The organism is Streptomyces sp. IBSBF 3136, assembly GCF_036815105.1.
Taxonomy (GTDB): Bacteria; Actinomycetota; Actinomycetes; order Streptomycetales; family Streptomycetaceae; genus Streptomyces.
In genome coordinates this window covers 1-24881 of record NZ_JAJSZC010000002.1, presented here as the reverse complement: position 1 = coordinate 24881, position 24881 = coordinate 1, and the positions used below count along the sequence as shown (strand labels likewise).

The 24881-nt window shown below is 71.6% G+C and carries 24 protein-coding genes; 15 read left to right on the top strand and 9 right to left on the bottom strand.

Features of this window, described 5'->3' with window-relative positions; translation table 11 throughout:
• Positions 1-6: 6 nt before the first annotated feature.
• From V7E45_RS00625 to V7E45_RS00580, 10 genes are all read left to right on the top strand, one after another.
• A complete protein-coding gene (locus tag V7E45_RS00625) occupies positions 7-945 on the top strand; it encodes an N-acetylneuraminate synthase family protein (RefSeq protein WP_333772073.1) in 939 nt (312 codons plus the stop codon).
• Between the two features lie 49 nt (positions 946-994).
• The gene (locus tag V7E45_RS00620; protein ID WP_333772072.1) at positions 995-2341 is read left to right on the top strand and encodes a hypothetical protein; all 1347 of its coding nucleotides are present in this window, start codon (positions 995-997) and stop codon (positions 2339-2341) included.
• 226 nt (positions 2342-2567) lie between these two features.
• Positions 2568-3791, top strand: a complete 1224-nt coding sequence (locus V7E45_RS00615; RefSeq protein ID WP_333772071.1) for an amidohydrolase — start codon at positions 2568-2570, stop codon at positions 3789-3791.
• Positions 3792-4064: 273 nt separating this feature from the next.
• Complete coding sequence (locus V7E45_RS00610) at positions 4065-5126, top strand: BMP family lipoprotein (protein WP_333772096.1); 1062 nt, start codon at positions 4065-4067, stop codon at positions 5124-5126.
• Positions 5127-5341: 215 nt separating this feature from the next.
• The gene (locus tag V7E45_RS00605) at positions 5342-6388 is read left to right on the top strand and encodes a BMP family lipoprotein (protein WP_333772070.1); all 1047 of its coding nucleotides are present in this window, start codon (positions 5342-5344) and stop codon (positions 6386-6388) included.
• A gap of 235 nt (positions 6389-6623) precedes the next feature.
• Positions 6624-8297, top strand: a complete 1674-nt coding sequence (locus V7E45_RS00600; RefSeq protein WP_333772095.1) for an ABC transporter ATP-binding protein — start codon at positions 6624-6626, stop codon at positions 8295-8297.
• Positions 8294-9415, top strand: coding sequence for an ABC transporter permease (locus V7E45_RS00595; RefSeq protein ID WP_319147889.1), 1122 nt, complete (start codon positions 8294-8296; stop codon positions 9413-9415). Before V7E45_RS00600 ends, V7E45_RS00595 begins: the two co-directional genes overlap by 4 nt.
• The gene (locus tag V7E45_RS00590) at positions 9415-10677 is read left to right on the top strand and encodes an ABC transporter permease (RefSeq protein WP_333772069.1); all 1263 of its coding nucleotides are present in this window, start codon (positions 9415-9417) and stop codon (positions 10675-10677) included. Before V7E45_RS00595 ends, V7E45_RS00590 begins: the two co-directional genes overlap by 1 nt.
• Positions 10674-11078: a cytidine deaminase gene (locus tag V7E45_RS00585; RefSeq protein WP_333772068.1), complete on the top strand. Its 405-nt coding sequence runs from the start codon at positions 10674-10676 to the stop codon at positions 11076-11078. The genes V7E45_RS00590 and V7E45_RS00585 overlap by 4 nt, the downstream gene beginning before the upstream one ends.
• Positions 11079-11144: 66 nt before the next feature.
• Complete coding sequence (locus tag V7E45_RS00580; RefSeq protein WP_333772066.1) at positions 11145-12428, top strand: thymidine phosphorylase; 1284 nt, start codon at positions 11145-11147, stop codon at positions 12426-12428.
• A 138-nt stretch (positions 12429-12566) separates the two neighbouring features.
• On the opposite strand, the gene V7E45_RS00575 is transcribed toward V7E45_RS00580, so the two are convergent.
• Positions 12567-13487 carry an AEC family transporter gene (locus V7E45_RS00575; protein WP_333772065.1) on the bottom strand — a complete coding sequence of 307 codons (921 nt, stop codon included), beginning with the start codon at positions 13485-13487 and terminating at the stop codon, positions 12567-12569.
• Between the two features lie 76 nt (positions 13488-13563).
• Between V7E45_RS00575 and V7E45_RS00570 the strand changes: the two genes are divergently transcribed.
• Positions 13564-13950: an STAS domain-containing protein gene (locus V7E45_RS00570; RefSeq protein WP_333772064.1), complete on the top strand. Its 387-nt coding sequence runs from the start codon at positions 13564-13566 to the stop codon at positions 13948-13950.
• Here the strand turns inward: V7E45_RS00570 and V7E45_RS00565 are convergent.
• Both V7E45_RS00565 and V7E45_RS00560 read right to left on the bottom strand, forming a co-directional pair.
• Positions 13834-14847 carry a sigma-70 family RNA polymerase sigma factor gene (locus V7E45_RS00565; protein WP_333772063.1) on the bottom strand — a complete coding sequence of 338 codons (1014 nt, stop codon included), beginning with the start codon at positions 14845-14847 and terminating at the stop codon, positions 13834-13836. The two genes, V7E45_RS00570 and V7E45_RS00565, sit on opposite strands and share 117 nt — an antisense overlap.
• Positions 14848-14991: 144 nt before the next feature.
• Positions 14992-16269 carry an MFS transporter gene (locus V7E45_RS00560; RefSeq protein ID WP_333772062.1) on the bottom strand — a complete coding sequence of 426 codons (1278 nt, stop codon included), beginning with the start codon at positions 16267-16269 and terminating at the stop codon, positions 14992-14994.
• Between the two features lie 63 nt (positions 16270-16332).
• On the opposite strand from V7E45_RS00560, the gene V7E45_RS00555 reads away from it, so the two are divergent.
• Positions 16333-17292, top strand: coding sequence for a LysR family transcriptional regulator (locus tag V7E45_RS00555; RefSeq protein ID WP_333772061.1), 960 nt, complete (start codon positions 16333-16335; stop codon positions 17290-17292).
• 68 nt (positions 17293-17360) lie between these two features.
• On the opposite strand, the gene V7E45_RS00550 is transcribed toward V7E45_RS00555, so the two are convergent.
• A complete protein-coding gene (locus V7E45_RS00550) occupies positions 17361-18122 on the bottom strand; it encodes an alpha/beta hydrolase (protein WP_333772060.1) in 762 nt (253 codons plus the stop codon).
• Positions 18123-18243: 121 nt separating this feature from the next.
• On the opposite strand from V7E45_RS00550, the gene V7E45_RS00545 reads away from it, so the two are divergent.
• Both V7E45_RS00545 and V7E45_RS00540 read left to right on the top strand, forming a co-directional pair.
• Complete coding sequence (locus tag V7E45_RS00545; RefSeq protein WP_333772059.1) at positions 18244-19419, top strand: adenosine deaminase; 1176 nt, start codon at positions 18244-18246, stop codon at positions 19417-19419.
• Positions 19420-19571: 152 nt separating this feature from the next.
• Positions 19572-19934, top strand: coding sequence for an ATP-binding protein (locus tag V7E45_RS00540; RefSeq protein WP_333772058.1), 363 nt, complete (start codon positions 19572-19574; stop codon positions 19932-19934).
• A gap of 77 nt (positions 19935-20011) precedes the next feature.
• Here V7E45_RS00540 and V7E45_RS00535 read toward each other — a convergent pair whose 3' ends face one another.
• From V7E45_RS00535 to afsQ1, 5 genes are all read right to left on the bottom strand, one after another.
• Positions 20012-20215 carry a PspC domain-containing protein gene (locus tag V7E45_RS00535; protein WP_020941844.1) on the bottom strand — a complete coding sequence of 68 codons (204 nt, stop codon included), beginning with the start codon at positions 20213-20215 and terminating at the stop codon, positions 20012-20014.
• A gap of 92 nt (positions 20216-20307) precedes the next feature.
• The gene (locus tag V7E45_RS00530) at positions 20308-20868 is read right to left on the bottom strand and encodes a VanZ family protein (RefSeq protein WP_333772057.1); all 561 of its coding nucleotides are present in this window, start codon (positions 20866-20868) and stop codon (positions 20308-20310) included.
• Positions 20869-20950: 82 nt separating this feature from the next.
• Positions 20951-21562, bottom strand: a complete 612-nt coding sequence (locus V7E45_RS00525; protein ID WP_333772056.1) for a hypothetical protein — start codon at positions 21560-21562, stop codon at positions 20951-20953.
• Positions 21559-23160, bottom strand: coding sequence for a HAMP domain-containing sensor histidine kinase (locus V7E45_RS00520; RefSeq protein ID WP_333772055.1), 1602 nt, complete (start codon positions 23158-23160; stop codon positions 21559-21561). The genes V7E45_RS00525 and V7E45_RS00520 overlap by 4 nt, the downstream gene beginning before the upstream one ends.
• On the bottom strand, positions 23157-23834 hold the full coding sequence (gene afsQ1 / locus V7E45_RS00515) for a two-component system response regulator AfsQ1 (protein WP_020941848.1): 678 nt from the start codon (positions 23832-23834) through the stop codon (positions 23157-23159). Before afsQ1 ends, V7E45_RS00520 begins: the two co-directional genes overlap by 4 nt.
• Before the next feature lie 229 nt (positions 23835-24063).
• Between afsQ1 and V7E45_RS00510 the strand changes: the two genes are divergently transcribed.
• Positions 24064-24837 carry a SigE family RNA polymerase sigma factor gene (locus V7E45_RS00510; RefSeq protein WP_333772054.1) on the top strand — a complete coding sequence of 258 codons (774 nt, stop codon included), beginning with the start codon at positions 24064-24066 and terminating at the stop codon, positions 24835-24837.
• Positions 24838-24881: the final 44 nt, after the last annotated feature.

The following is a 24881-nucleotide window of genomic DNA, read 5'->3' as shown; positions in this document are numbered from 1 at the left end:
CCCCTGATGAGCACCAACTCCCGTCTGCGTACGTTCGGTTCGCGCGAGGTCGGCCCCGGCCGCCCCGTCTACATCTGCGGCGAGATCGGCATCAACCACAACGGTGAGCTGGAGAACGCGTTCAAGCTGATCGACGTGGCCGCCGAGGCCGGCTGCGACGCCGTGAAGTTCCAGAAGCGCACCCCGGAGATCTGCACCCCGCGCGACCAGTGGGACATCGAGCGCGACACCCCCTGGGGCCGGATGACCTACATCGACTACCGCCACCGCGTCGAGTTCGGCGAGGACGAGTACCGCCAGATCGACGAGTACTGCAAGGAGAAGGGGATCGACTGGTTCGCCTCCCCGTGGGACACCGAGGCCGTCGCCTTCCTGGAGAAGTTCGACGTCCCCGCCCACAAGGTGGCCTCCGCCTCCCTGACCGACGACGAGCTGCTGCGCGCCCTGCGCGCCACCGGCCGCGCGGTCATCCTCTCCACCGGCATGTCCACCCCGAAGCAGATCCGCCACGCGGTCGAGGTCCTCGGCAGCGACAACATCCTCATGTGCCACGCCACCTCGACCTACCCGGCCAAGGCCGAGGAGCTGAACCTCCGCGTGATCAACACGCTGGAGAAGGAGTTCCCGAACGTCCCGATCGGCTACTCCGGCCACGAGACCGGCCTGCAGACCACGCTCGCCGCGGTCGCCCTCGGCGCCACCTTCGTCGAGCGCCACATCACCCTCGACCGCGCCATGTGGGGCTCCGACCAGGCCGCGTCCGTGGAGCCGCAGGGCCTCACGCGCCTGGTGCGCGACATCCGCACGATCGAGGCCTCCCTCGGCGACGGCGTCAAGAAGGTCTACGACTCCGAGCTCGGCCCGATGAAGAAGCTGCGCCGCGTCAGCGGTGTCGTCGCCGAGGCGGAGATCGCGGCGGCCGCGGGCGAGCCGGTCACGGTCTGAGCGCCCCCATCGCCTGACGGATGCCCTACGACGGGACGGTCGCACGCCGATGAGCCCCCGCGCCGGTCACGCCGGCCACCCCGCCCGCACGCTCGCTTTCGTGGAGAGCCCGGTACAGCTGCTGAACGTACTGGAGTGGGCACACCTGCGCGGCCTGCGCGGCGCCGACCCGGCCGGACCACCGGCCCCGCGCCCGCGGCCGACGGCCCCGTCCGGCCCCGCGGGCGCGGACGCGGCGGCGGTCCCGTCCGGCTCGGCCGTCCCGTCCGGTCCCGCGGGCGCGGACTCGGCTGACTCCGCGGACTCGGCGGTCCCGTCCGGCCCCGGGGCTGCGGCCCCGGCGGTCCCGTCCGGCCACGCGGCCCCGGCCACGGCCGCCGTGCCCCCGCAGGTGCGGCGCACGGCGGGGGCACGCGGCGGGCTGCCGGGCGAGGGCTCGGAGCTGACCGTCGTCGTACTGGCCCCGACCGACCCCATGACCCGGGGCCAGCTGCGCCGCATGGCCGACCTGGCCCGTGACGAGGGGTACCGGGTGCGCTGGGAGGAGGCGCGGGGCGGCACGACCGCACCCTTCCACACCATCGGCGGTCTGGCCGGCCCGCTGCGCCGCGCCGACCGGATCGTCATGGGCGATCCCTTCTCCCGCTACGTGCAGCTGCTGCTCACCATCACCCGCGCCCGCGACCTGGTGGTCGTGGACGACGGAACCGCGACGATGGAGTTCGTCGCCCAGCTCGCCCGCGGGGAGCGGCTGGTGCGCTGGCACCGCAAGGGCGGCCGCCCCGGCCCCCGCGACCTGCTCTTCGCCCCCGTCTCCTCCTCGGCCCGCCGCCGCCTCACCCCGAGCGGCCGCCGCAGGGTCGAGGTCTTCTCCTCCATGCCGGTGACGGAGACCCCCGAAGGGGTCACGGTCACCGCCAACGACTTCGCCTGGACCCGGGCCCGCTTCGGGCCGCCCCGCATCACCCGGGGCGCCGACATGGTCGGCACCTCCCTGGTGGAGACCGGGGTGGTGGACGGCGACCGCTATCTGGAGGCCGTCCGCGACCTGGCCAAGGCGCACGGCGCCACCCGCTACTTCGCGCACCGCCGCGAGAACACCGGCAAACTGCACCGGCTGGCCGCCGAGACGGGTCTGGAGATCGTCCGCCCGGACCTCCCCCTGGAGCTGATCGCCCGCCGGGGCCCCATCGGCCGCACCATCCTCAGCTTCCCCTCCACCGTCGTCCACACCCTGCCCCTCGCCCTGGCCGGCACCGGCGTCCGCGTCGCGGTGTGCGACATCGACCCCGGCTGGCTCACCCAGAACGCCTCCCCGCGGGCCCAGGGCTTCCTGTCGGGGGTCACGGGCACGGCGCGGGACGTCCACCGGCTGGCGGCGGTGGCCCTGGCCTGAGACCGCCCGGCCGGACCTCAGGAAGCCGGGTCCGGTCGGTGGACACGCCGAGCGGGAACCGGGGTAGGCATGGTATGCGTGGAAGAGGAAACAGAGGTTTTACCCATCGAAGTTTGCCGCCATGCGCCCGACGGCCAGATTTTCTTCCCCTAACAGGTTGAACTTTTGTTGATCGAGGGTCAGTTGACCGCCCGGGCGTCCTACCCTTCAGAGGGTGAACCAAGTGATGTCCCGAGAGTCCGAGGCCGATATCCCCGGAGACGTGCTCCCCGGCGTGCTCAGCGAGTCCCTGCACGCCGAACTGGTCGCGTTCCGACGCGACTTGCACATGCACCCCGAACTGGGAAACCAGGAGTTCCGCACCACCGCCGCGATCAAGGAGCGGCTGGAGCAGGCCGGGCTGCGCCCCCGCGTCCTGGCCACCGGAACCGGCCTCCTCTGTGACATCGGGCTCCCGGAGGGCACCCGCCCCTCAGTGCCGATGCTCGCCCTGCGGGCCGACATCGACGCCCTGCCCATCCCGGACACCAAGGCGGACTGCCCGTACCGGTCCACCGTGCCCGACCGCGCCCACGCCTGCGGCCACGACGTGCACACCACCGTGGTGCTCGGCGCCGGGCTCGTCCTCGCCGACCTGCACGCCAAGGGGCTGCTGTCGCGCCCGGTGCGGCTGGTCTTCCAGCCCGCCGAGGAGGTGCTGCCCGGCGGCGCGCTCGGCGCCATCGGCGACGGCGCGCTCGACGACGTCGGCCGGATCCTCGCCGTGCACTGCGACCCCAAGGTCGACGCCGGCCGGATCGGACTCAGGCACGGGCCGATCACCAGCGCCTGCGACCGCCTCGAGGTCGCCCTCGACGGCCCCGGCGGCCACACCGCCCGCCCGCACCTCACCACCGACCTGGTCACCGCGGTCGCCCGGGTCGCCGTCGACGTGCCCGCGATCGTCGCCCGGCGCGTCGACACCCGGGCCGGTCTCGCCCTGACCTGGGGGCGGATCGAGTCGGGCCACGCCCCGAACGTCGTCCCGCAGCACGCCGAGCTGTCCGGCACCGTCCGCTGCCTGGACCTCGACGCCTGGCGCGAGGCCCCCGACATCGTGCACGCGGCCATCGACGAGGTCGCCACCCTGCACCGGGCCAAGTCGGAGATCAACTACGTCCGGGGCGTGCCGCCGGTGGTCAACGACCGGGAGTCCACCGAACTGCTGCGCCGGGCCATGGTCGCCCGGCGCGGGATGCGCTCGGTGGAGAGCACGGCGCAGAGCCTGGGCGGCGAGGACTTCTCCTGGTACCTGGAGAACGTGCCCGGCGCCATGGCCCGCCTCGGCGTCCGGGTTCCCGGCGACCGGGTGGGGCGCGATCTGCACCAGGGCGACTTCGACGCCGACGAGCACGCGATCACGGTCGGCGTGGAGATGTTCACGGCCGCCGCGATGCTGGAGGCCCCGTAGACGGGCGGCCTCCGCCACGGCGGAGCGCGGGGCGGAGGGGTGCCGTCAGGTGCCCTTCGTCCCTTCGTGTCACCCCGCTGTAACCCGCGGCGGCCGGCTCCGGCCCGGAGTCGGCACGAATCGATAACGGCCGGGAGGAACACCGTTCCCCTCCCCTTCTACGCGCGTTACTGTGCGCCGAATCGCCACCACTGGCGGCACATTGGGGACAGCGGCCCGTGACGGCGCCGTGGGGATGAAGGAGTGCTTGCTGTGCGTCTGCTCTCTCGGAAGATGTCCCGGAGAACGAGGTTCTCCCAAGCTGCGGTGGCCGTCACGGTCGTCGCCCTCGCGGCCGCCGGGTGCGGCAAGTCCAGCACCGACTCCGCCACCTCGTCCTCCAAGGACGGCAAGTACTCCGGCAAGGGCATCGGTCTCGCCTACGACATCGGCGGCAAGGGCGACCAGTCCTTCAACGACGCCGCCTACGCCGGTTTCAAGAAGGCCCAGGACGAGTTCAAGATCGGCGGCCGGGACATCGAGCCGCAGGCCAACGAGTCCGACGCGGACAAGATCCAGCGCCTGGAGACCCTGGCCAAGGCCGGCTACAACCCCGTCATCGGTGTCGGCTTCGCGTACGCGCCGGCCGTGAAGCAGGTCGCCACCAAGTACCCGAAGGTCACCTTCGGCATCATCGACGACAACACCATCCAGGCGAAGAACGTCGCCGACATGGTCTTCCACGAGGAGCAGGCCTCGTACCTGGCGGGCGTGGCCGCCGCCAAGGCCACCAAGAAGCACCACATCGGCTTCATCGGCGGCGTGGACATCCCGCTGATCCACAAGTTCGAGGCCGGCTTCGACCAGGGCGCCAAGTCGGTCGACCCGAAGATCAAGATCGAGTCGCAGTACCTGACCCAGACCCCGGCCGAGGGTGGCTTCTCCAGCCCGGACAAGGGTGAGAACGCGGCCAACGGCCAGATCGACGCGGGCGCCGACGTGATCTACCACGCGGCCGGCCTCTCCGGCCAGGGCGTGATCAAGTCAGCCGCCGAGCACAAGGTGTGGGCCGTCGGCGTCGACTCCGACCAGTACCAGCAGAGCGCGCTGGCCAAGTACAAGGACTACATCCTCGGCTCGGCCCTGAAGAACGTGGGCGGCGCGGTCTACGACGTGGCCAAGTCGGTCTACGACGGCAAGCCGCTCAGCGGCGAGGTCCGCGGCGACCTGAAGTCCGGCGGGGTGGGCTTCGCCGACTCCAACCCGAAGTACAAGGCGCTGCCCGGCGTGGCCGCGGCCGTGGACAAGGCCAAGCAGGACATCATCAGCGGCAAGATCACGGTGAACACCAAGTGATCTGACCCCGCCCGAGCGCCCGCCCGGCGCCGTCGTTCCAGGTACGCCCCTTGCCTCCTGCAAGGGGCGTACTGCTGTACGTAACCTTGGGCAGTGACTGTGGCCACAGCTCGATAACGGACCGGACATTGGGGGTTTTCCGACAGGTCTACGCGCGTTACGCTGCGGCGGAACCAGCGCCTGGTTTGGGCGCTTGCACAAAGGAGTCTCGTTCCATGCGCCGGGTGTCCCGTATCACGATTGCAGGCGTTGCGACCGCAGCGCTGGCCGTCACCGTCTCTGCTTGTGGCAGCTCGTCCTCCTCGTCCTCCACCGAGGGCAAGTCCAAGGGCATCGGCCTGGCGTACGACGTCGGCGGCAAGGGTGACCAGTCCTTCAACGACGCCGCCTACGCGGGCCTGCAGAAGGCCCAGAAGGACTTCGGGGTCGGCGCCCGGGACGTCGAGCCGCAGGACAACGAGACGGACGCGGACAAGACCCAGCGCCTGGAGACCCTGGCCAAGGCCGGCTACAACCCGGTCATCGGTGTCGGCTTCGCCTACGCGGGCGCCGTGAAGGAGGCCGCGACGAAGTTCCCGAAGGTCACCTTCGGCATCATCGACGACAACCAGACCCAGGCCAAGAACGTCGCCGACATGGTCTTCCACGAGGAGCAGTCCTCGTACCTCGCCGGTGTCGCGGCCGCCAAGGCGACCAAGAAGAACCACATCGGCTTCATCGGCGGCGTGGACGTCCCGCTGATCCACAAGTTCGAGGCCGGCTACATCGAGGGTGCCAAGTCGGTCAACCCGAAGATCAAGGTCGAGTCGCAGTACCTGACCCAGACCGCCCAGGAGGGTGGCTTCTCCAGCCCGGACAAGGGTGAGAACGCCGCCAACGGCCAGATCGACGCGGGCGCCGACGTGCTGTACGCCGCCGCCGGCCTCTCCGGCCAGGGCGTGATCAAGTCCGCCGCCGAGCACAAGGTGTGGGCCATCGGCGTCGACTCCGACCAGTACAACCAGCAGGCGCTGGCCAAGTACAAGGACTACATCCTGACCTCGGCCCTGAAGAACGTCGAGGGCGCGGTCTACGACCTGTCCAAGTCCGTCATCAAGGACAAGAAGCCGCTCGCCGGTGAGATCCGCGGCTCCCTGGAGAACGGCGGTGTCGGCCTGGCCGACTCCAACCCGACCTTCAAGAACAACGCCGACATGCAGGCCGCGATCAAGAAGGCCGAGGCCGGCATCAAGGACGGCAGCATCAAGGTGAAGACCTCCTGACGATCTAGGTCAGAAGCCTTGGCCAACAGAGCGCTGTAATGGCAGCGTTACGGCCACGGAACGGGGTGCGGAGAGGATGACCTGCCCGCACCCCGTTCGCGCGGCAGAATGCTCGGAACGGATCGGATACTTGCGCGGGACGACTGTCCCTGATCAAGACCGGTCAGGTCCGGGCACTATTTAAAGCAGGGGCGCTACGCGCGTAGAGCGGCCCCTTTCCCGAGGAGAGTGCGCCATCGACGCGTCCAGCAGCCCTCCGCTCACCGCTCAGTCGACCGTCGCGGTAGAGCTCGCGGGCATCACGAAGCGATTTCCGGGTGTGGTGGCCAACCACGACATCCATCTGACGGTCCGCAAGGGCACCGTGCACGCCCTCGTCGGCGAGAACGGCGCCGGCAAGTCGACCCTGATGAAGATCCTCTACGGCATGCAGAAGCCGGACGAGGGCACCATCGCCGTCGACGGCGAGCAGGTCAGCTTCTCCAGCCCGGCCGACGCCATCGTCCGCGGCATCGGCATGGTCCACCAGCACTTCATGCTGGCCGACAACCTGACCGTGCTGGAGAACGTGGTGCTCGGCAGCGAGAAGCTGCACGGCATCGGCGGCGGCGCCCGCAAGAAGATCAAGGAGATCTCCGACCGCTACGGCCTCGGCATCCGCCCGGACGCCCTGGTCGAGGACCTCGGCGTGGCCGACCGCCAGCGCGTGGAGATCCTCAAGGTCCTCTTCCGCGGCGCGCGCACCCTGATCCTCGACGAGCCGACCGCCGTGCTCGTCCCGCAGGAGGTCGACGCGCTCTTCGACAACCTGCGCGAGCTGAAGGCCGAGGGCCTGTCGGTCATCTTCATCTCCCACAAGCTGGGCGAGGTGCTGTCCGTCGCCGACGACATCACCGTCATCCGGCGCGGCACGACCGTCGGGACCGCGGTCCCCGCCGAGACCACCCCGCGCCAGCTCGCCGAGCTGATGGTCGGCAGCGAGCTGCCCACCCCGGAGACCGCCGAGTCCACGGTCACCGAGCGTGCGGTGCTGGAGGTCAGGAACCTCACCGTGCACGCCCGCGGCGCCGTCTCCATGGGCACCGAGGAGGAGCCGTCCGCCGGGGGCCTCACCGAGTTCGCGCCGGCCGGCGCGGTCAAGAAGGTCCTCGACGACGTCACCTTCACCATCCACGCCGGTGAGGTCATGGGCATCGCCGGCGTCGAGGGCAACGGCCAGACCGAGCTGATCGACGCGCTGATCGGCACCAAGCACGCCGACTCCGGGCAGATCGTCTTCCTCGGCGAGGACATCACCCCCTGGGCCACCCGAAAGCGCCGGGAGTCCGGCGTCGGCTACATCCCCGAGGACCGTCACCGCCAGGGTCTGCTGCTGGAGTCCCCGCTCTGGGAGAACCGCATCCTCGGCCACGTCACCGAGAAGCCCAACGCCAAGGGCTTCTGGCTGAACCCCAAGGGCGCCCAGGCCGACACCCGCCGGATCGTCGAGGAGTACGACGTCCGCACCCCCGGCATCGACGTCACCGCGGCCTCCCTGTCCGGCGGCAACCAGCAGAAGCTGATCGTCGGCCGCGAGATGAGCCACGACCCCAAGTTCCTGATCGCCGCCCACCCCACCCGCGGTGTGGACGTCGGTGCCCAGGCGCAGATCTGGGACCGCATCCGCGAGGCCCGCCGCGAGGGCCTGGCCGTGCTGCTGATCTCCGCCGACCTCGACGAGCTGATCGGCCTGTCGGACACCCTGCGCGTCATCTACGACGGCAGGCTGGTCGCCGACGCCGACCCGGCCACCATCACGCCGGAGGAGCTCGGCACGGCCATGACGGGTGCCGCGTCCGGTCACCTGGAGCACGAAGAGACCGCCCCCGAGGGCGCCGACAACGCCGGTCCGGAGGACGAGGCCCGATGAAGAAGTTCGACAAGGAGCGGGTGCTCGTCGCGGTGGCCGGACCGGTCATCGCGATCGTCCTGGCGATCGTGCTGACCTCGGTGGTCCTGCTCGCCTCGGGCAAGAACCCGATCGAGCCCTATGTCCTGATGCTGCAGCAGCTGCCGTACTCGGACATCCAGGTGCTGATCATCAACCAGGCGTCGCTGTACTACATCGCCGCCATCGCGGTCGCCCTCGGCTTCCGCATGAACCTGTTCAACATCGGTGTCGACGGCCAGTACCGCCTCGCCGCGGTGATGACCGCCGTCGTCGGCGCGCACGTGGCCCTGCCCGGCGTCCTCCAGATCCCGCTGCTGCTGATCGTCGCCATGGCCACCGGCGCCTTCTGGGCCGGCATCGCCGGTGTCCTGAAGGTCACCCGCGGCGTCAGCGAGGTCGTCGCGACGATCATGCTGAACTCGATCGCCACCGCCGTCATCGGCTACGTCACCCTCACCGACGTGTGGGGCGTGCAGGTCGGCGACAACGTGACGACCGGCGTGATGAAGAAGTCCGGCTGGTTCCCGGGCATCAACCTCGGCTCGGACGTCGGCGAGATCTACGGCCTGGTCTTCCTCGCCGTCGTGCTCGGCATCGGCTACTGGGTGGTGCTCAACCGCACCCGCTTCGGCTTCGACCTGCGCGCCACCGGCGCCTCGGAGACCGCCGCCGCGGCCTCCGGTGTCGACGCCAAGCGCATGGTGCTGGTCTCCATGCTGATCTCCGGCGCCATCGCGGGCCTGGCCGGCCTGCCGCTGCTGCTCGGTGACACCCACACCTACAGCCTGAGCTTCCCCGCCGGCCTCGGCTTCACCGCCATCGGCATCGCCCTGCTCGGCCGCAACAACCCCGGCGGCATCGCGCTCGCCGCCCTGCTGTGGGCCTTCCTCGACAAGGCCTCGCCCGCCCTGGACTACGCGACCCCCGTGGCGTACGACAAGGAGATCGCCACGATCATGCAGGGCCTGATCGTCTTCGCGGTCGTCATCTCGTACGAGGCCGTACGGCAGTGGGGCCTGCGCCGCCAGCAGAAGCGGGTCGGCGCGGAGCTGGCCGCGGCCGCCGCTCAGAACACCAAGAAGGAGGTGGCGGCCTGATGTCCACCGCGACCATCGCCAAGCCGCAGGCGAAGCAGCCCGGCAAGGGCGGCCGCCGAATGTCGCTCCCGGTACTCCTGCTGGTCATCGCGGGCGTGCTGGTGCTGACCTCGATCGTCCGTCTGATCACCGGTGCGGACGGCATCACCTCGGTCGGGCAGATGTCGACCGCGCTGCAGCTCGCCGTGCCGATCGGCCTCGCGGGCCTCGGCGGCCTGTGGGCCGAGCGCGCGGGCGTCGTCAACATCGGCCTCGAGGGCATGATGATCCTCGGCACCTGGTTCGGCGCCTGGGCCGGCTACCAGTGGGGGCCCTGGGCCGGCATCGCCTTCGGCATCATCGGCGGCGCGCTCGGCGCCGTCCTGCACGCCATCGCCACCGTCACGTTCAACGTCAACCACATCGTCTCCGGTGTGGCGCTGAACATCCTGGCCCTCGGCGTGACCCGCTACCTGTCGAAGTTCACCTTCGCCGACGCCCCCCAGGGCTCCACCAAGCAGTCACCGCCGATCGACTCGCTCGGCGAGTTCAGCATCCCGGGCCTGTCGGACTGGCTGAACACGCTGAACGGCAAGCACTGGTTCCTGGTCTCCGACATCGCCGGCCTGCTCGGCGGCCTGGTCACCGACCTGTCGCCGCTGACCGTCATCGCGGTCGCGCTCGTCCCGCTGACCTGGTGGGTGCTGTGGCGCACCGCGTTCGGCCTGCGCCTGCGCTCCTGCGGTGAGAACCCGGTGGCGGCCGAGTCCCTCGGCGTCAACGTGTACAAGTACAAGTACATCGCCGTGATCATCTCCGGTGGCTTCGCCGGCCTCGGCGGCGCGTTCCTGTCGATCGTCGCGTCCAACGTGTACCTCGACGGCCAGACGGCCGGCCGCGGCTACATCGGTCTCGCCGCGATGATCTTCGGCAACTGGATGCCGGGCGGCCTCGCCCTCGGCGCCGGCCTGTTCGGCTACACCGACAGCCTCAACCTGCGCGGCGGCACCACCAACGTGCACGCCCTGATCCTGCTGGTGGCGATCCTGCTGGTGGTCGGCGCCGCCTACCTGGCCTGGCGCAAGAAGTACGTCCCGGCCGTCGTCACCGTCGTCGTCGCGGCCCTGATGTTCCTCTGGTACAGCTCCACCAACGAGGTCCCGCGGCAGCTCGTGACGGCGACCCCGTACATCGTCACGCTGCTCGTCCTGTCGCTGTCCGCGCAGAAGCTGCGCATGCCGAAGGCGGACGGCCTGCCGTACCGGAAGGGGCAGGGCAAGTGACCCCCGCGCCGGCCGGCTTCGACTGGGAGGCGTTGCGGGCCGAGGCGCGGGAGGCCATGTCCCACGCCTACGCCCCCTACTCGGGCTACCCGGTCGGCGTGGCCGCCCTGGTCGACGACGGGCGCACGGTCACCGGCTGCAACGTGGAGAACGCCTCCTACGGGCTCGGCCTGTGCGCCGAGTGCGGGCTGGTCTCGCAGCTCCAGCGCACGGGCGGCGGCCGCCTCACGCACTTCACCTGCGTGGACGGCACGGGCGCGCTGCTCGTCCCGTGCGGCCGCTGCCGCCAGCTGCTGTACGAGTTCGGCGGGCCCGAGCTGCTGCTCGACACCCCGGCGGGCGTTCTCCCGCTCGCCGAGATGCTGCCCCAGGCCTTCGGCCCGGACCATCTCACCAAGTAACTCCCGTACGGCCCCCCTGACCCGTTCAGGGGGGCCGTGCACTTCGCACCTCCCGGAAGGAAAGTCATGGCCATGGACGCCATCTCCGTCATCCGCAGCAAGCGGGACCGCGGTGAGCTGACCGACGAGCAGATCGACTGGGTCATCGACGCGTACACCCGCGGCGAGGTCGCCGACTACCAGATGGCCGCGCTCAACATGGCGATCCTGCTCAACGGCATGAACCGCCGCGAGATCTCCCGCTGGACCGCGGCCATGATCGCCTCCGGCGAGCGCATGGACTTCTCCTCGCTGTCCCGCCCGACGGCGGACAAGCACTCCACCGGCGGCGTCGGCGACAAGATCACCCTCCCGCTGGCCCCGCTCGTCGCGGCCTGCGGCGCGGCCGTTCCCCAGCTCTCGGGCCGCGGCCTCGGCCACACCGGCGGAACCCTGGACAAGCTGGAGTCCATCCCTGGCTGGCGCGCGCTGCTCTCCAACGAGGAGATGCTGCACGTCCTGGACACCACGGGCGCGGTGATCTGCGCGGCGGGCGACGGCCTCGCCCCCGCCGACAAGAAGCTGTACGCCCTGCGCGACGTCACCGGCACCGTCGAGGCGATCCCGCTGATCGCCTCCTCGATCATGTCGAAGAAGATCGCCGAGGGCACCGGCTCGCTGGTCCTGGACGTGAAGGTCGGCAGCGGCGCCTTCATGAAGACGATCGAGGACGCGCGGGAGCTGGCCTCCACGATGGTCGGCCTCGGCACCGACCACGGCGTGAAGACGGTCGCGCTCCTGACGGACATGGCCACCCCCCTCGGCCTGACCGCGGGCAACGCCCTGGAGGTCCGCGAGTCGGTCGAGGTCCTGGCCGGCGGCGGTCCCGCGGACGTCGTCGAGCTGACGGTGGCGCTGGCCCGCGAGATGCTGGACGCGGCCGGGGTCAAGGACGCCGACCCGGCGAAGGCGCTGGCCGACGGCTCCGCGATGGACGTCTGGCGGCGGATGATCGCGGCCCAGGGCGGCGACCCGGACGCCGAGCTGCCCACGTCGAAGGAGCAGCACGTCATCAAGGCGCCGTCCGCCGGCGTGCTGACCCGCCTGGACGCCTACGACATCGGCGTCGCCGCCTGGCGTCTCGGCGCGGGCCGCGCCCGCAAGGAGGACCCGGTGCAGGCCGCCGCGGGCGTCGAGATGCACGCCAAGCCGGGCGACACGGTGACCGCGGGCCAGCCCCTGCTGACCCTGCACACCGACACCCCGGAGCGCTTCGACTACGCCCTCCAGGCGATCGAGGGCTCCTACGACATCGCGGCCGCGGGCACCGACTTCACGGCCTCCCCGGTGGTGCTGGAGCGTATCGCCTGATCAGCAGTTTTCGAGTTCGGGTGAAGGGGATCGGTGGAGCCGCACCGGTCCCCTTCGGCCTGCCGGGATCGGTGACGCCCCGACAGGAGACCGCCGTGAGCGCATCCACCGTCACCCGGGCCCCCGGCCGGAACGACCTCACCCCAGCACCGCCGCCACCCCCACCAGCACCGGTACCGACACCACCGTCGACAGCAGGATCGACTCGCGGGCCAGGGACTCGGCCACCCGGTAGCGGCTGGCGTACGTGAACAGGTTCTGGGCGGCCGGGAGGGCCGAGGTGACCACCACGTCCAGCAGGGTGGCGCCGTGCAGGGCGAAGACGCCCTGCGCCAGCAGCCATGCCACCAGGGGCTGGCCGAGCGACTTCAGCGTCACCGACAGCAGGACCGGCCGCCGGTCCCGGCCGCGGCCGGGGAGCGCTTTGCCGTGCAGGGACATGCCGAAGGCCAGCAGGGCCGCCGGGACGGACATGTTGCCGATCAGGGTGAGCGGGCTCATCAGCGGGCCCGGGAGCCGCCACCCCGCCGCCGACACCAGGACCCCGGACAGCGAGCCCACGGCGATCGGGTTGCGCAGCGGGGTCAGCAGGCGCCGCCACACCGTGCCCTTCCCGCCCGTGCCGGACAGGTCGAGGACGGTGAGGGCGACGGGGGTGACGAGGACGACCTGGAAGAGCAGGACCGGCGCCACCAGCGACGCGTCGCCCAGGACGTACGCCGCGATCGGGATGCCGAGGTTGCCGGAGTTCACATAGCCCGAGCACAGGGCGCCGATGGTGGTGCGGCCCACGCCCCAGCGCCTGAGCGCGCCGACCGCCACGAACAACCCGCAGACCACGGCCGTGCTCAGGGCCGTGACGAGCAGCCGCGCCGAGAAGAGGACCGACAGGTCGGCCTTCGCCAGCGTGGTGAACAACAGCGCCGGACCCGCCACCGTGAACGCCAGCCCGGTCAGCACCGCGGCGCCCTGCTCGCCCAGCGTGCCGCGCCGCCCGAGCACATAGCCCACCCCGATGACGACCGCGATCACCGCGAACCCGCTCAGCACCCCCTGCACGGGGAACCACCCTCGGGCGCCGGGGCGGCCGGGTCAATGTGATCTTCGTCGGCACGTCCGGGACCCACGCACCGCGATGAGTTACCGCCCGGCCGCCGGTCTACCGCACGTGGATGCCAAGACACCCCCCGTGCTCATGCTCGCCGGTCCGGTCACCCGCGGTCAGGTGCCGGGGTGGTGCGACGACGTGCGGTCGCTGCTGCGGAGGACCGGTGCGCGGGTCGTCGTGTGCGACGTCGGCGGGCTCGGACCGCCGGGCCTCGGTGCCGTCGACCTGCTGGCCCGGCTGCAGCTGGCCGCCCGCCGGGCCGGCGGGCGGATACGGCTGCGCGATCCCGACCCCGCGCTACTCGCCCTGCTGGACCTGGTCGGGCTCCGCTTCCAGGTGGAGGGGCAGACCGAACAAGGGGAACCAGCGCTGGGTGTCGAGGAAGCAGTGGAACCCCGTGATCCGGCCGTCTGAGATCTCCAGCACCTGCACCGCCCAGGGGGTGAACCCGCCCTTCTCCTCGTCCGGCTTGTAGTGCGCGAAGCCGGGCAGCCCGTTGGCCTGGACCGGCAGCAGGCGCGAACCGGCGCAGGAGGCGCCCAGGGTGGTCATGAAGCCGGTGATGTCCTCCGGGCCGCGCAGCCACAGGTCGAACGGCGGCATCGTCATGACGGCGTCCTCGTGGAGCAGCGCCGTGAGCGCCGTCATGTCGTACCCCTCGAAGGCCTTCACGTAGCGCTCCAGGAGCTTTTGCTGCTCCTCGTCCAGCGGGTCGGAGACCGAGCCCTCGGCACCCGTCTTCGCGCGCTCGGCGAGCGTGGCACGGGCCCGCTGCAGCGCGCTGTTGACGGAGGCGACCGTGGTGTCCAGCAGCTCGGCGACCTCGCTCGCCCGCCAGGCCAGCACCTCGCGCAGGATCAGCACCGCCCGCTGCTTGGGCGGCAGCTGCTGCAGCGCCGCCATGAACGCCAGCCGGATCGACTCCTTGGCGACGGCCGCCTCCGCCGGGTCGTCGCCCGTGGGCAGCACACGCGCGTCGGGCACCGGTTCGAGCCAGGTGTGGTCGGGGCGTGGGGCGAGGGCGGCCCGGGCGAGCGGGGTCGCCTCGGTCAGGTCCATCGGGCGGGCCCGCTTGTTCCCGGCCGTCAGCATGTCCAGGCAGACGTTGGTCGCGATCCGGTACAGCCACGAGCGCAGGCTGGAACGCCCCTCGAACTTGTCGTGGCTCCGCCAGGCGCGCACCAGGGTGTCCTGCACCGCGTCCTCGGCCTCGAAGGAGGAGCCGAGCATGCGGTAGCAGTACCCGGTCAGTTCGGTCCGGTGCTTCTCCAGCGCGACCTCGAGGTCCGCCGTCGCCGTGCCGTCGCCCATCGTCCACCCACCCCTGTGGCCGTCCTGTCGGCGCGCCTTCGCGCCCCAGCACTCCGGAAGCTACCGCAGCCCACTGACAACGGCCCCCCGAGTACGAAAATGCCCAGCTCGGACCGGTTGCTTCCGGGACCTGACCGGCGGGGGTCAGTGCGCCGGCACCGGCTCCCGGCGGGCCGTGACCCGGGCCGCCCGGGACCCGAGCACGGTGATCGTCACGACGCCGAGGACGGCGAGCAGGCCCACCGTGACCGTGCCGCCCCAGCCGTCCGCGTGGAAGGCCATGGCGCCCACCGTGCTGCCGACGCTGGAGCCGATGTAGTACGCCGACTGGTAGAGGGCCGAGGCCTGGGCGCGGCCGTGGGTGGCCGTCTTGCTGACCGCCGAGGAGGCGACCGCGTGCCCGGCGAAGAAGCCCGCCGTGACGAGGACCAGGCCCAGCAGCACCAGGGGCAGCGAGGCGGCCAGCGACACCAGCAGGCCGGCCGCCGTCGTACCGCCCGCCAGGTAGAGCGCGCCCCGGCGGCCGAGGCGGCCCACCAGCCGGCCCGCCGTCGACGCCGACACGGTGCCCACCAGGTACACCAGGAAGATCGAGCCGACGATGCCCTGCGGCAGTGCGAACGGCGCCTCCGTCAGGCGGTAGCCGATCACCGTGTAGACGCCGCCGAACACCGTCATGAACAGCGCGCCGATCGCGTACAGGCGCCGCAGCAGCGGGTCGGAGAGGTGGTCGCGGACCGTGCCGAGCAGGACCCGGGGCCGCAGCGAGCCGGGCGTGAAGTGGCGCGGGGCGGGCAGCAGTAGCCGGAACGCCACCGCGCAGACCACGGCGATCGCGCCGATCACCCCGACGGCCACCCGCCAGCCCCACTCCTGCGCGACCCAGCCGGTGATGACCCGGCCGCTCATCCCGCCGACGCTGTTGCCGGCGACGAACAGGCCGATCGCCGTGACCAGGGCCTTGGGCCTGACCTCCTCCGCCAGATAGGCCGTCGCCGAGGCGGGCAGGCCGGCCAGCGCCGCGCCCTGCACCGCACGCAGCACCACGAGGGCGCCGATGGAGGGGGCGAAGGGCACCAGCAGCCCGACGCCCACCGCGACCGCCAGCGACGCCGTCATGACCGTACGGCGGCCGAAGCGCTCCGACAGGGCGCTCATCGGCAGCACGAACAGCGCCAGCCCGCCGGTCGCGGCCGCGACCGTCCAGCTCGCCTCGCTCGCGGCGACCCCGAACTCCCCGGAGATCAGCGGCAGCAGGGCCTGCGTGGAGTAGAGGAGGGCGAAGGTCGCGACCCCGGCGAGGAAGAGGGCGAAGCTCATCCGGCGGTAGCCGGGGCCGCCCGGGGCCAGGCGGGAATCGGCGGAACGGACGGGGACAGCGGCGCCCATGGCGGTGGACGCCCCGGTACTGGCGGGAGACATGCCTCGAAACTACGGACGGCCTTACTCATCCGTCCAATGCATGGATTCGCCATAATCGTTCCCATGGCGCATCAGCACAGCTCACAGGCCCGGCTGTCACCGTCCAGTGACACAGAAGACATCTCGTCGATGTCACTGCTGCTCGCGCCCCGGCTCGCGTACTTCGCCGGTGTCGCCCGCACGGAGCACGTCACCAGGGCCGCCCTGGAGATGAACGTGCCGCAGTCGACCCTCTCCCGCGCGATGGCCCGGCTGGAACAGGACCTCGGCGTCGACCTGTTCACCCGGCACGGCCGCACGGTCTCCCTCACCCCCGCAGGCCGCACCTTCCTCGCCTCCGTCGAGCGCGCCCTCGCCGAGGTGGAGCGCGCCGCCGAGGAGGTCCGCGCCGACGCCGACCCGGCCACCGGCAAGGTCGCCTTCGGCTTCCTGCACACCATGGGCGCCGAGACCGTCCCGGGCTTGCTGCACGCCTTCCGCGCCGACCACCCGCGCATCCGGTTCAGCCTGGTCCAGAACTACGGCGAGGCGATGCTGGAGCGGCTGCGGGCGGGCGAGCTCGATCTGTGCCTGACCTCGCCGGTGCCCGACGCCCCCGACCTGGTGGCGCGCCGCCTGGACGAGCAGAAGCTGCGGCTCGTCGTTCCCGCCGACCACCGTCTCGCCGGCCGCCGCCGGATCCGGCTGGCCGAGGCGTCCGACGAGACGTTCGTGACCCTGGAGCCCGGCTACGGCCTCCGGCGGATCACCGACGACCTGTGCCGCGAGGCCGGCTTCAAACCCCGCATCGCCTTCGAGGGCGAGGAGGCGGAGACCCTGCGGGGCCTGGTGGCGGCGGGCCTGGGGGTCGCGCTGCTGCCGCCGCCCACCGTGCCCAGGCCGGGGGTCGTGGAGCTGACGGTCACGGCGCCCCGGGCGGCGCGGGAGATCGGCGTCGCCTGGCTGGCGGACCGCCCGGACACCCCGCCGGTGGCCGCCTTCAAGAAATTCCTGCTCTCCAGGAGGGGGAGCCTGCTTCCCTGAGGCACGCCCAGGGCCGAGGGCGGCCACCCACCCATCAGCCGTGTCAACAACGCTGCGGGTCGATACACCTAGCGCCGCAGCGATCTGCCGAACCCGGCGGCCAGCGGCATCCGCAGTCCTATGGGCGGCGGGGCCGCCAGCGCGTCCTCCACCGGCCGGGACACCGGCGACCCGAACAGCGCGCCCATCGCGAAGTCCACCGCCAGGCTGAGCACCTCGTCCCGGTGCTGGTGCAACGCGTGGCCGTCGGAGTGCACTTCGAACCGGCACACGTCCCGGTTCGCCTTCTTCGCCCGCTCCGCCAGCCGGAACGACAGCTCCGGGTCGGTCCGCTCGTCGTTGGTGCCGTGCACGATCAGCACCCGCCGCCCCACCAACTGCCGCACCGGCTCGGCGGGCGCGGCCACGTCCTCGTCGGGCAGCCAGGGGGCCAGCGCCACCACGGAGGTCACGGCCTCGTGACCGCCGGCCCGCAGCGCCGCCCGGCCGCCCATGTCGAGCCCGGCCAGGCACACCGGGACGTCCCCGTAGCGCCGGACGACCTCGTCGGCGGCCCACTCGGCGTCGGCGGCCAGATGCGCCTGGCTGCCGTTCCAGCCCCGGTAGCGGTAGTGGACGGTGTGGACGGCCAGCCCCTCCGCCCGGCCCGCGCGGGCGAACCTGCGGCCGAGCGAGCGGACGAGCGCCGGCGACCGGACGAGGGACGGCCGGCGGGCGGACACCTCCTCGCCGCCGGGGAGCAGCAGCACCGCCCCGCTCACCGCCGTCGGCACCGGACCGACTGCCTTGCCCAGCCCGGCCGTTCGGACCGGCGTCGCTTGCTGTCCCATGACAGAACAGTGTCAGAAGCCGCGGTGTACGAAACCCGTCCGTGCGGTCACCGTTACATATCGACGGAAAAGTAAAGGCGTCCGAGGGGTCCTCTACGCGCGTAGGCGTTACAGTGCGGAGATGACGAGCCAGACTCCACCGACTGGGACCGTCCCGACGCACGTGCCGACGCCGGACCAGATCCGCCGGGCGCCCAAGGTTCTGCTGCACGATCACCTCGACGGTGGGCTCCGGCCCGGGACCGTCGTCGAACTCGCCCGGGCGACCGGGTACTCCCAGCTCCCGGAGACCGATTCCGACAAGCTCGGCATCTGGTTCCGCGAGGCCGCCGACTCCGGCTCGCTGGAGCGTTATCTGGAGACCTTCTCCCACACCGTCGGCGTGATGCAGACCCGCGAGGCGCTGGTCCGGGTGGCCCGGGAGTGCGCCGAGGACCTCGCCGAGGACGGGGTCGTCTACGCGGAGGTGCGGTACGCGCCCGAGCAGCACCTGGCGGGCGGGCTGCGCCTCGAAGAGGTCGTCGAGGCGGTCAACGAGGGCTTCCGCGAGGGGGAGCGGCTCGCCCGGGAGAACGGCCGTCGCATCCGGATCGGCGCCCTGCTGACCGCGATGCGGCACGCGGCCCGCGCCCTGGAGATCGCCGAACTCGCCAACCGCTACCGGGATCTCGGCGTGGTCGGCTTCGACATCGCCGGCGCCGAGGCCGGCTACCCGCCCACCCGGCACCTGGACGCGTTCGAGTACCTCAAGCGCGAGAACAATCACTTCACCATCCACGCCGGCGAGGCGTTCGGGCTGCCGTCCATCTGGCAGGCGCTGCAGTGGTGCGGCGCCGACCGGCTCGGGCACGGCGTGCGGATCATCGACGACATCGAGGTCCGCGACGACGGCTCGGTGCGGCTCGGACGGCTGGCGTCCTACGTCCGGGACAAGCGCGTCCCGTTGGAGCTGTGCCCGAGCTCCAACCTCCAGACGGGCGCCGCGCACTCCTACGCCGAGCACCCGATCGGGCTGCTGCGGCGGCTGCACTTCAGGGCGACGGTCAACACCGACAACCGGCTGATGTCGAACACGAGCATGAGCCGGGAATTCGAGCATCTCGTCGACGCCTTCGCTTATACGCTCGACGACCTTCAATGGTTCTCCGTCAATGCGATGAAATCAGCGTTCATTCCTTTCGATGAACGACTCGCGATGATCAATGACGTGATCAAGCCCGGATATGCGGAACTGAAGTCCGAATGGCTGTTCCAGCAGACCGCCTCCACCAGCGGGTCTTCCGGTCCGGTCGGGTAACGGGGGTTCACCGGGCGGCACGGAATGCGGACGGACTTTCACCAGCCGTCCGCATTTCGGTGTTTGCGGCGGGCGGCTCGGCATGTTTACGGTCGTGGACCGCTCAGATCGTTTGTGATCACCCGTCTCCCGCTTTCAAGGACGCATTCACCATGAAGCAGTCTGCTGCCAAGACCCTCGGTGTCGCCGCCCTCGGCGCCGCCTTCGCCGCCGTAGGCGCGGGCGCGGCCAACGCGGCCCCGGCCGTTCCCGACGCGACGCAGGCCACCCACGCCCTGGACTCCGTGACCGGGGCGCTGCCGGCCGGGAACGTCGGCAAGGCGCTGCCGGGTGCCGGCCAGGCGCTCACCCAGGGGCAGGGTGCCGTCGGCACCGGGGTGGCCGCCGCGCAGCCGGCCGTGCAGAAGGTCCTCACCGGGGGACCGACCGCGCCGGTCGCCGGACTGCTCGGCGGGCTGCCGCTGAAGGGCCTGCCCACGCACGGCGCCCCGGTGAACGGCCTGCCGCTCGGCTGACCGCTCCCGCACGCACGGCGCCGCCGGCGCGCCCCGGAACCGTTCGGGGCGCACCGGCGGCGTTCGCCTGCGTGGACTCACCAGGCGGTGGTCCCGGCCCGGTCCTCGGAGGGCAGCAGGATCCAGAGCGCTATGTAGAGCAGGAACTGCGGCCCCGGCAGCAGGCAGGACAGCACGAAGACGATCCGCATCGTCGTCGCGGAGGTGCCGAAGCGCCGTGCCAGCGCGGCGCACACTCCGCCGATCATGCGGCCGTGGGTGGGGCGGGCGAGGCTGGACATCCGCGGCTCCTTCGTGAGCGTGGACGAGGCATCCCGGTCGGTTGCCTCAACTTGACTCCACGGTACGGAACCGAAGGGGACGAAGCGTCGCTCTACGGGGCGATCCCGACCCTGGGAATCGTCGGGGTCCGCCCCTGAGACAGCTCCTCCTGGACGGTGACCGTCCCGGCCGCGCGGGCGCCGTGCCCGTCCCGCCGCCGCAGCCGGGCCCGGCCCGCCGGCACCACGGCCAGGTGCGCCAGCACCACCCCCACGGTGTTCAGCAGCAGCGAGTCGACGTCCACGACACGGCCGGGCACGCCGGTCTGGAGCAGGGCGATGCCCAGCGAGAGCAGGGCACCCGCGGTCGCCGTACGCACCAGGGACGAGAGCGGGGAGACGATGAGTCTGCCGTGGACCATCGGCAGCAGCACACCCAGCGGCGCGAGCAGCGCGAGCCCCTCGCCGAGGCGTCTGGCGGCCTCCGGCCAGCCCAGCGCCAGGTCGGCACGGATGCCGGCCAGCGGACGCAGATTGGCGGGCATCACCCAGGGGACGTCCAGGGGCCGCAGCATCAGCCAGGCGACGAGCCCGAGATGGGCGACGAGGAGGACACCTCCCGTCACCCGGATGCGGATCGCGGCGCTGCCGCCGATGGAGCCTTGACGCTGCACGACCCCCTAGACGCGCCCCCGTGCACGATCGGTTCCGCGACCGGCGCGCCGATGCGCGTGAGGCACGGGCCACACCGCACGCTCAGCCCGCGTCGACCGCGCCCGTCGGCGGCTGGACCGTGCCCGGGCGGTTGCGGACGTCGTCGGTGCACTCGTAGCGGCGCAGCGGGCCGGGGCGCGGGCCGCCCAGGATCACCGAGCCGTCGCCCTCGGTCGCCGCCGAGTCGGACAGCGTGCACACGAGCTGGCCCAGGGCGTAGGAGGTGAGCCGGTCCGGCGCGGTGCTCAGCCGCAGCGCGTCCTCCGGGTCCTTCGGGCCCGGCCCGGCCACGCTCACGCCGCCCGGCACGTACGTCGTGTAGCCCGCGGACTTCTCCGCGGCCGTCGGGGACGCGGCGAGCTGGTCCAGCAGGCCCTGCGCCACGATCACCCGGCGCCGCGCGTCCGGCGTGCCGTCCGGCACCCGCACCGCCCGGTCGACGGCGACCAGGGAGGAGCCGCAGAGCAGGAACACCTGGACGGGCACCCCGCGCGAGGACTGGGTGGCGGCATCGGGGCCGGCCAGCGAGCACGGCACCCGGGAGGGCGCCGCGCCGAAGTCCGTCGGCACCTCGGTGGGACGGATCCCGCACCCGGCGAGCAGCGCGGCCAGCAGGGGGGCGGCCAGCAGGAGTCGTGTCGTCCCCGCTCTCATGCCCCCTCCTTCCCGTGCTCCGCCGGCCCGTGAACCCCGCCGCTCGCGTCCGCGTCGCCGTTCTCGCCGTCCTCCTCCGTCAGCCGTGAGGCGTCCCGCGGCAGCCGCAGGGTGAACACCGCGCCGCCGTCGGGGGAGTTCGCGGCGGTGATCTCACCGCCGTGGATGTGGGCGTTCTCCAGGGCGATGGACAGGCCGAGACCGCTGCCCTCCGAACGCGGCCGGGAGGCGCTGGCCTTGTAGAAGCGGTCGAAGACGTGCGGCAGGACGTCCTGCGGGATGCCGGGCCCGTGGTCGCGCACCGCGATGACCAGGTCCTCCCCGTCGATCCGCACCGACACGCGAACCGGCGAACCGCCGTGCTTGAGCGCGTTGCCGATCAGGTTCGCGAGTATGACGTCCAGGCGGCGCGGGTCGAGCCGGGCGTGGGCACCGCGCTCGGCGTCCAGTTCGACGGCGTCCAGCCAGGCACGCGCGTCGATGCAGGCGGTGATCTGGTCGGCGATGTCGACGTCGTCCAGGACCAGCCGGGCGGTGCCCGCGTCGAAGCGGGTCACCTCCATCAGGTTCTCGACCAGGTCGTTCAGTCGCCGGGTCTCGCTGACCACCAGCCGCACGGCGGGTTCGACCATCGGGTCGATGCCGCCGGCCTCGGACTCAAGCTCCTCCTCCAGCACCTCCGTGACGGCGGTGATGGCGGTCAGCGGGGTGCGCAGCTCGTGCGACATGTCGGCGACGAACCGGCGCGAGGCGTCGTCCCGGGCGGCCATGTCCGCCACCCGTTTCTCCAGCGCCTCGGCCGCGTTGTTGAACGTCCGTGACAGGTCGGCGAGTTCGTCCGTGCCCGACACCTGAAGACGGGTGTCGAGCCGGCCTTCGCCGAGCCGCCGGGCGGCCACCCCGAGCCGGTGCACCGGCTTCAGCACGGTCGTGGCGGCGGCCTGCGCGAGCAGCGCCGAGCCGATCAGCGCCAGACCCGTGGCGATCCCCAGCGACCAGGCGAGCGAGTTGAGGTCCTTGGCCTCCGGCTCCAGCGACTTCGCCATGTAGCCCGTGGGCCCGCCGCCGACCAGCTTCGTGCCGGCCACCAGGTACGGGGTGCCGTGCTGGTCCACCCGCTGCCAGTACAGGTGGTACGGCGACTTGTTGCCGTCCGCCACCTTCTGCCGCTTGTTCACCGCGGCCCGCAGCGACCGGGGCACGTCCTCCAGCGAGAACCCGTTGATGCCGCCCGAGTTGCCGTACACCGTCTTGCCGTCGGTGTCCTGGGCGACCAGCAGCACGCTGAACCGCTGGCTGCTGCCGGCCATCTGGCCCGCCGCCCGCTGGAGTTCGTCCTGGGTGGGGTGCACCGGCAGCGCGCCGGTGCGGTTCTGCATCTCCTGCTGGAAGTCCCGCAGCACCGCGTCCTGCGCCCGGGTGAGCACGGCCTCCCGGTTCAGCCAGTACGCGATGCCCGACGCCGACACCGCGGCGGTGAGCGCGACCAGGCCGAACACCACGACCAGCCGCAGCCGGAGGCTGGTGAACCGCAGTCGCGACAGACTTCCCCTGCGCCGCGCGGCCCAGCCGCGCAGCCCCCCCTGCGTGTCGGTCACTGAGGAACGTCCAGGCGGTAGCCGACACCACGGACGGTGCGGATCAGGGTCGGGGAGGAGGGCACGTCCTCCACCTTGGCGCGCAGCCGCTGCACACACGCGTCCACCAGGCGGGAGTCGCCCAGGTAGTCGTGCTCCCAGACCAGGCGCAGCAACTGCTGCCGGGACAGCGCCTGGCCGGGCCGCCGGCTCAGCTCCAGCAGCAGCCGCAGCTCGGTCGGCGTGAGCTGGAGGTCCTCGCCGTTCTTGGTCACGGTCATCGCCGAGCGGTCGATGACGACGCTGCCGAACGTGGCCGAGTCGCTGGACTCACGCTCCCCGCGCCGCAGCACCGCCCGGATGCGGGCGTCCAGCACCCGGCCCTGCACGGGCTTGACCACGTAGTCGTCGGCGCCGGACTCCAGCCCGACGACCACGTCGATGTCGTCACTCCGCGCGGTCAGCAGGATGATCGGCAACTGGTCGGTGCGCCGGATGCGCCGGCACACCTCGAACCCGTCGATGCCGGGCAGCATCACGTCCAGCACGATCAGGTCCGGCCGCTGCTCGCGCAGCAGTTTCAGACCGTCCTCACCACTGGCAGCGGTGGCCACCCGGTGTCCCTGGCGCGTCAGGGACAGCTCCAGGGCCGTACGGATGGCGTCGTCGTCCTCGATCAGCAACAGGGAAGGCACGCGCTCATTCTGGCCCATGGACGGGCTCTCGTACGACCTGCCGACACCATGCCGTCCCCAGCGCCACCGGCTGTGCGCACTCCGTGACGACCTTGTGAGGGACCCCTGTGACAGGTCTGTGACAGTCGGCTGACACGTCCATGAAGGTCGCTCGGCAAGCTTCTCGGCACAGGCAAGGAAGCAACACCGGCAAGCCGGACACCGGAAGTCCACGACGGGGGAGCGCGAGATGAACACGCTGCACGGGATGAGCACCAGCGCAGTGGTCACGCGTCTGCACGACGTGCACCGGGGTTCCGAGAAGTCCGGTGCCGATGGGGGGCCCTCCCGCGCGAGCGGATTCGAGCGTGGGGGAGGGCGGGGGTGCGCTCGCGGCACCGGGCGTCAGCACACCGGTTACATGACGGTGGTTGACGCTCACACGGGGGAGACGCACGGGGGATCCGCGTACAGGGAGGACTCGGGGGAGCGCCGTTCGCTGACGGAGGCGGAGTTCACCGCCTACGTCCAGGAGCGCCGCGCCTCCCTGTACGCCACCGCCTACCACCTGACCGGCGACCGCTTCGAGGCCGAGGACCTGCTGCAGAGCGCGCTGTTCTCGACGTACCGGGCGTGGGAGCGGATCAGCGACAAGGCGGCGGTCGGCGGCTACCTGCGCCGCACCATGACCAACCTGCACATCAGCGCCTGGCGGCGCCGCAAGCTCAACGAGTACCCGACCGAGGAACTGCCGGAGACGCCCGGCGAGACGGACGCGATGCGCGGCACCGAGCTGCGCGCGGTCCTGTGGCAGGCGCTGGCCCGGCTGCCCGAACTCCAGCGCACCATGCTGGTCCTGCGCTACTACGAGGGCCGCACGGACCCGGAGATCGCGGAGATCCTCGACATCAGTGTCGGCACGGTCAAGTCCAGCATCTGGCGGTCGCTCCGCCGGCTGCGCGACGACGAGGTCCTCAGCTTCGGCCGTGACGAGGAGGACGCCTTCGGCGAGTTGGTCGCCTGAAGGTTCGGGGGAAACAACGGGGGAGACACGGGGGACCACCGGGG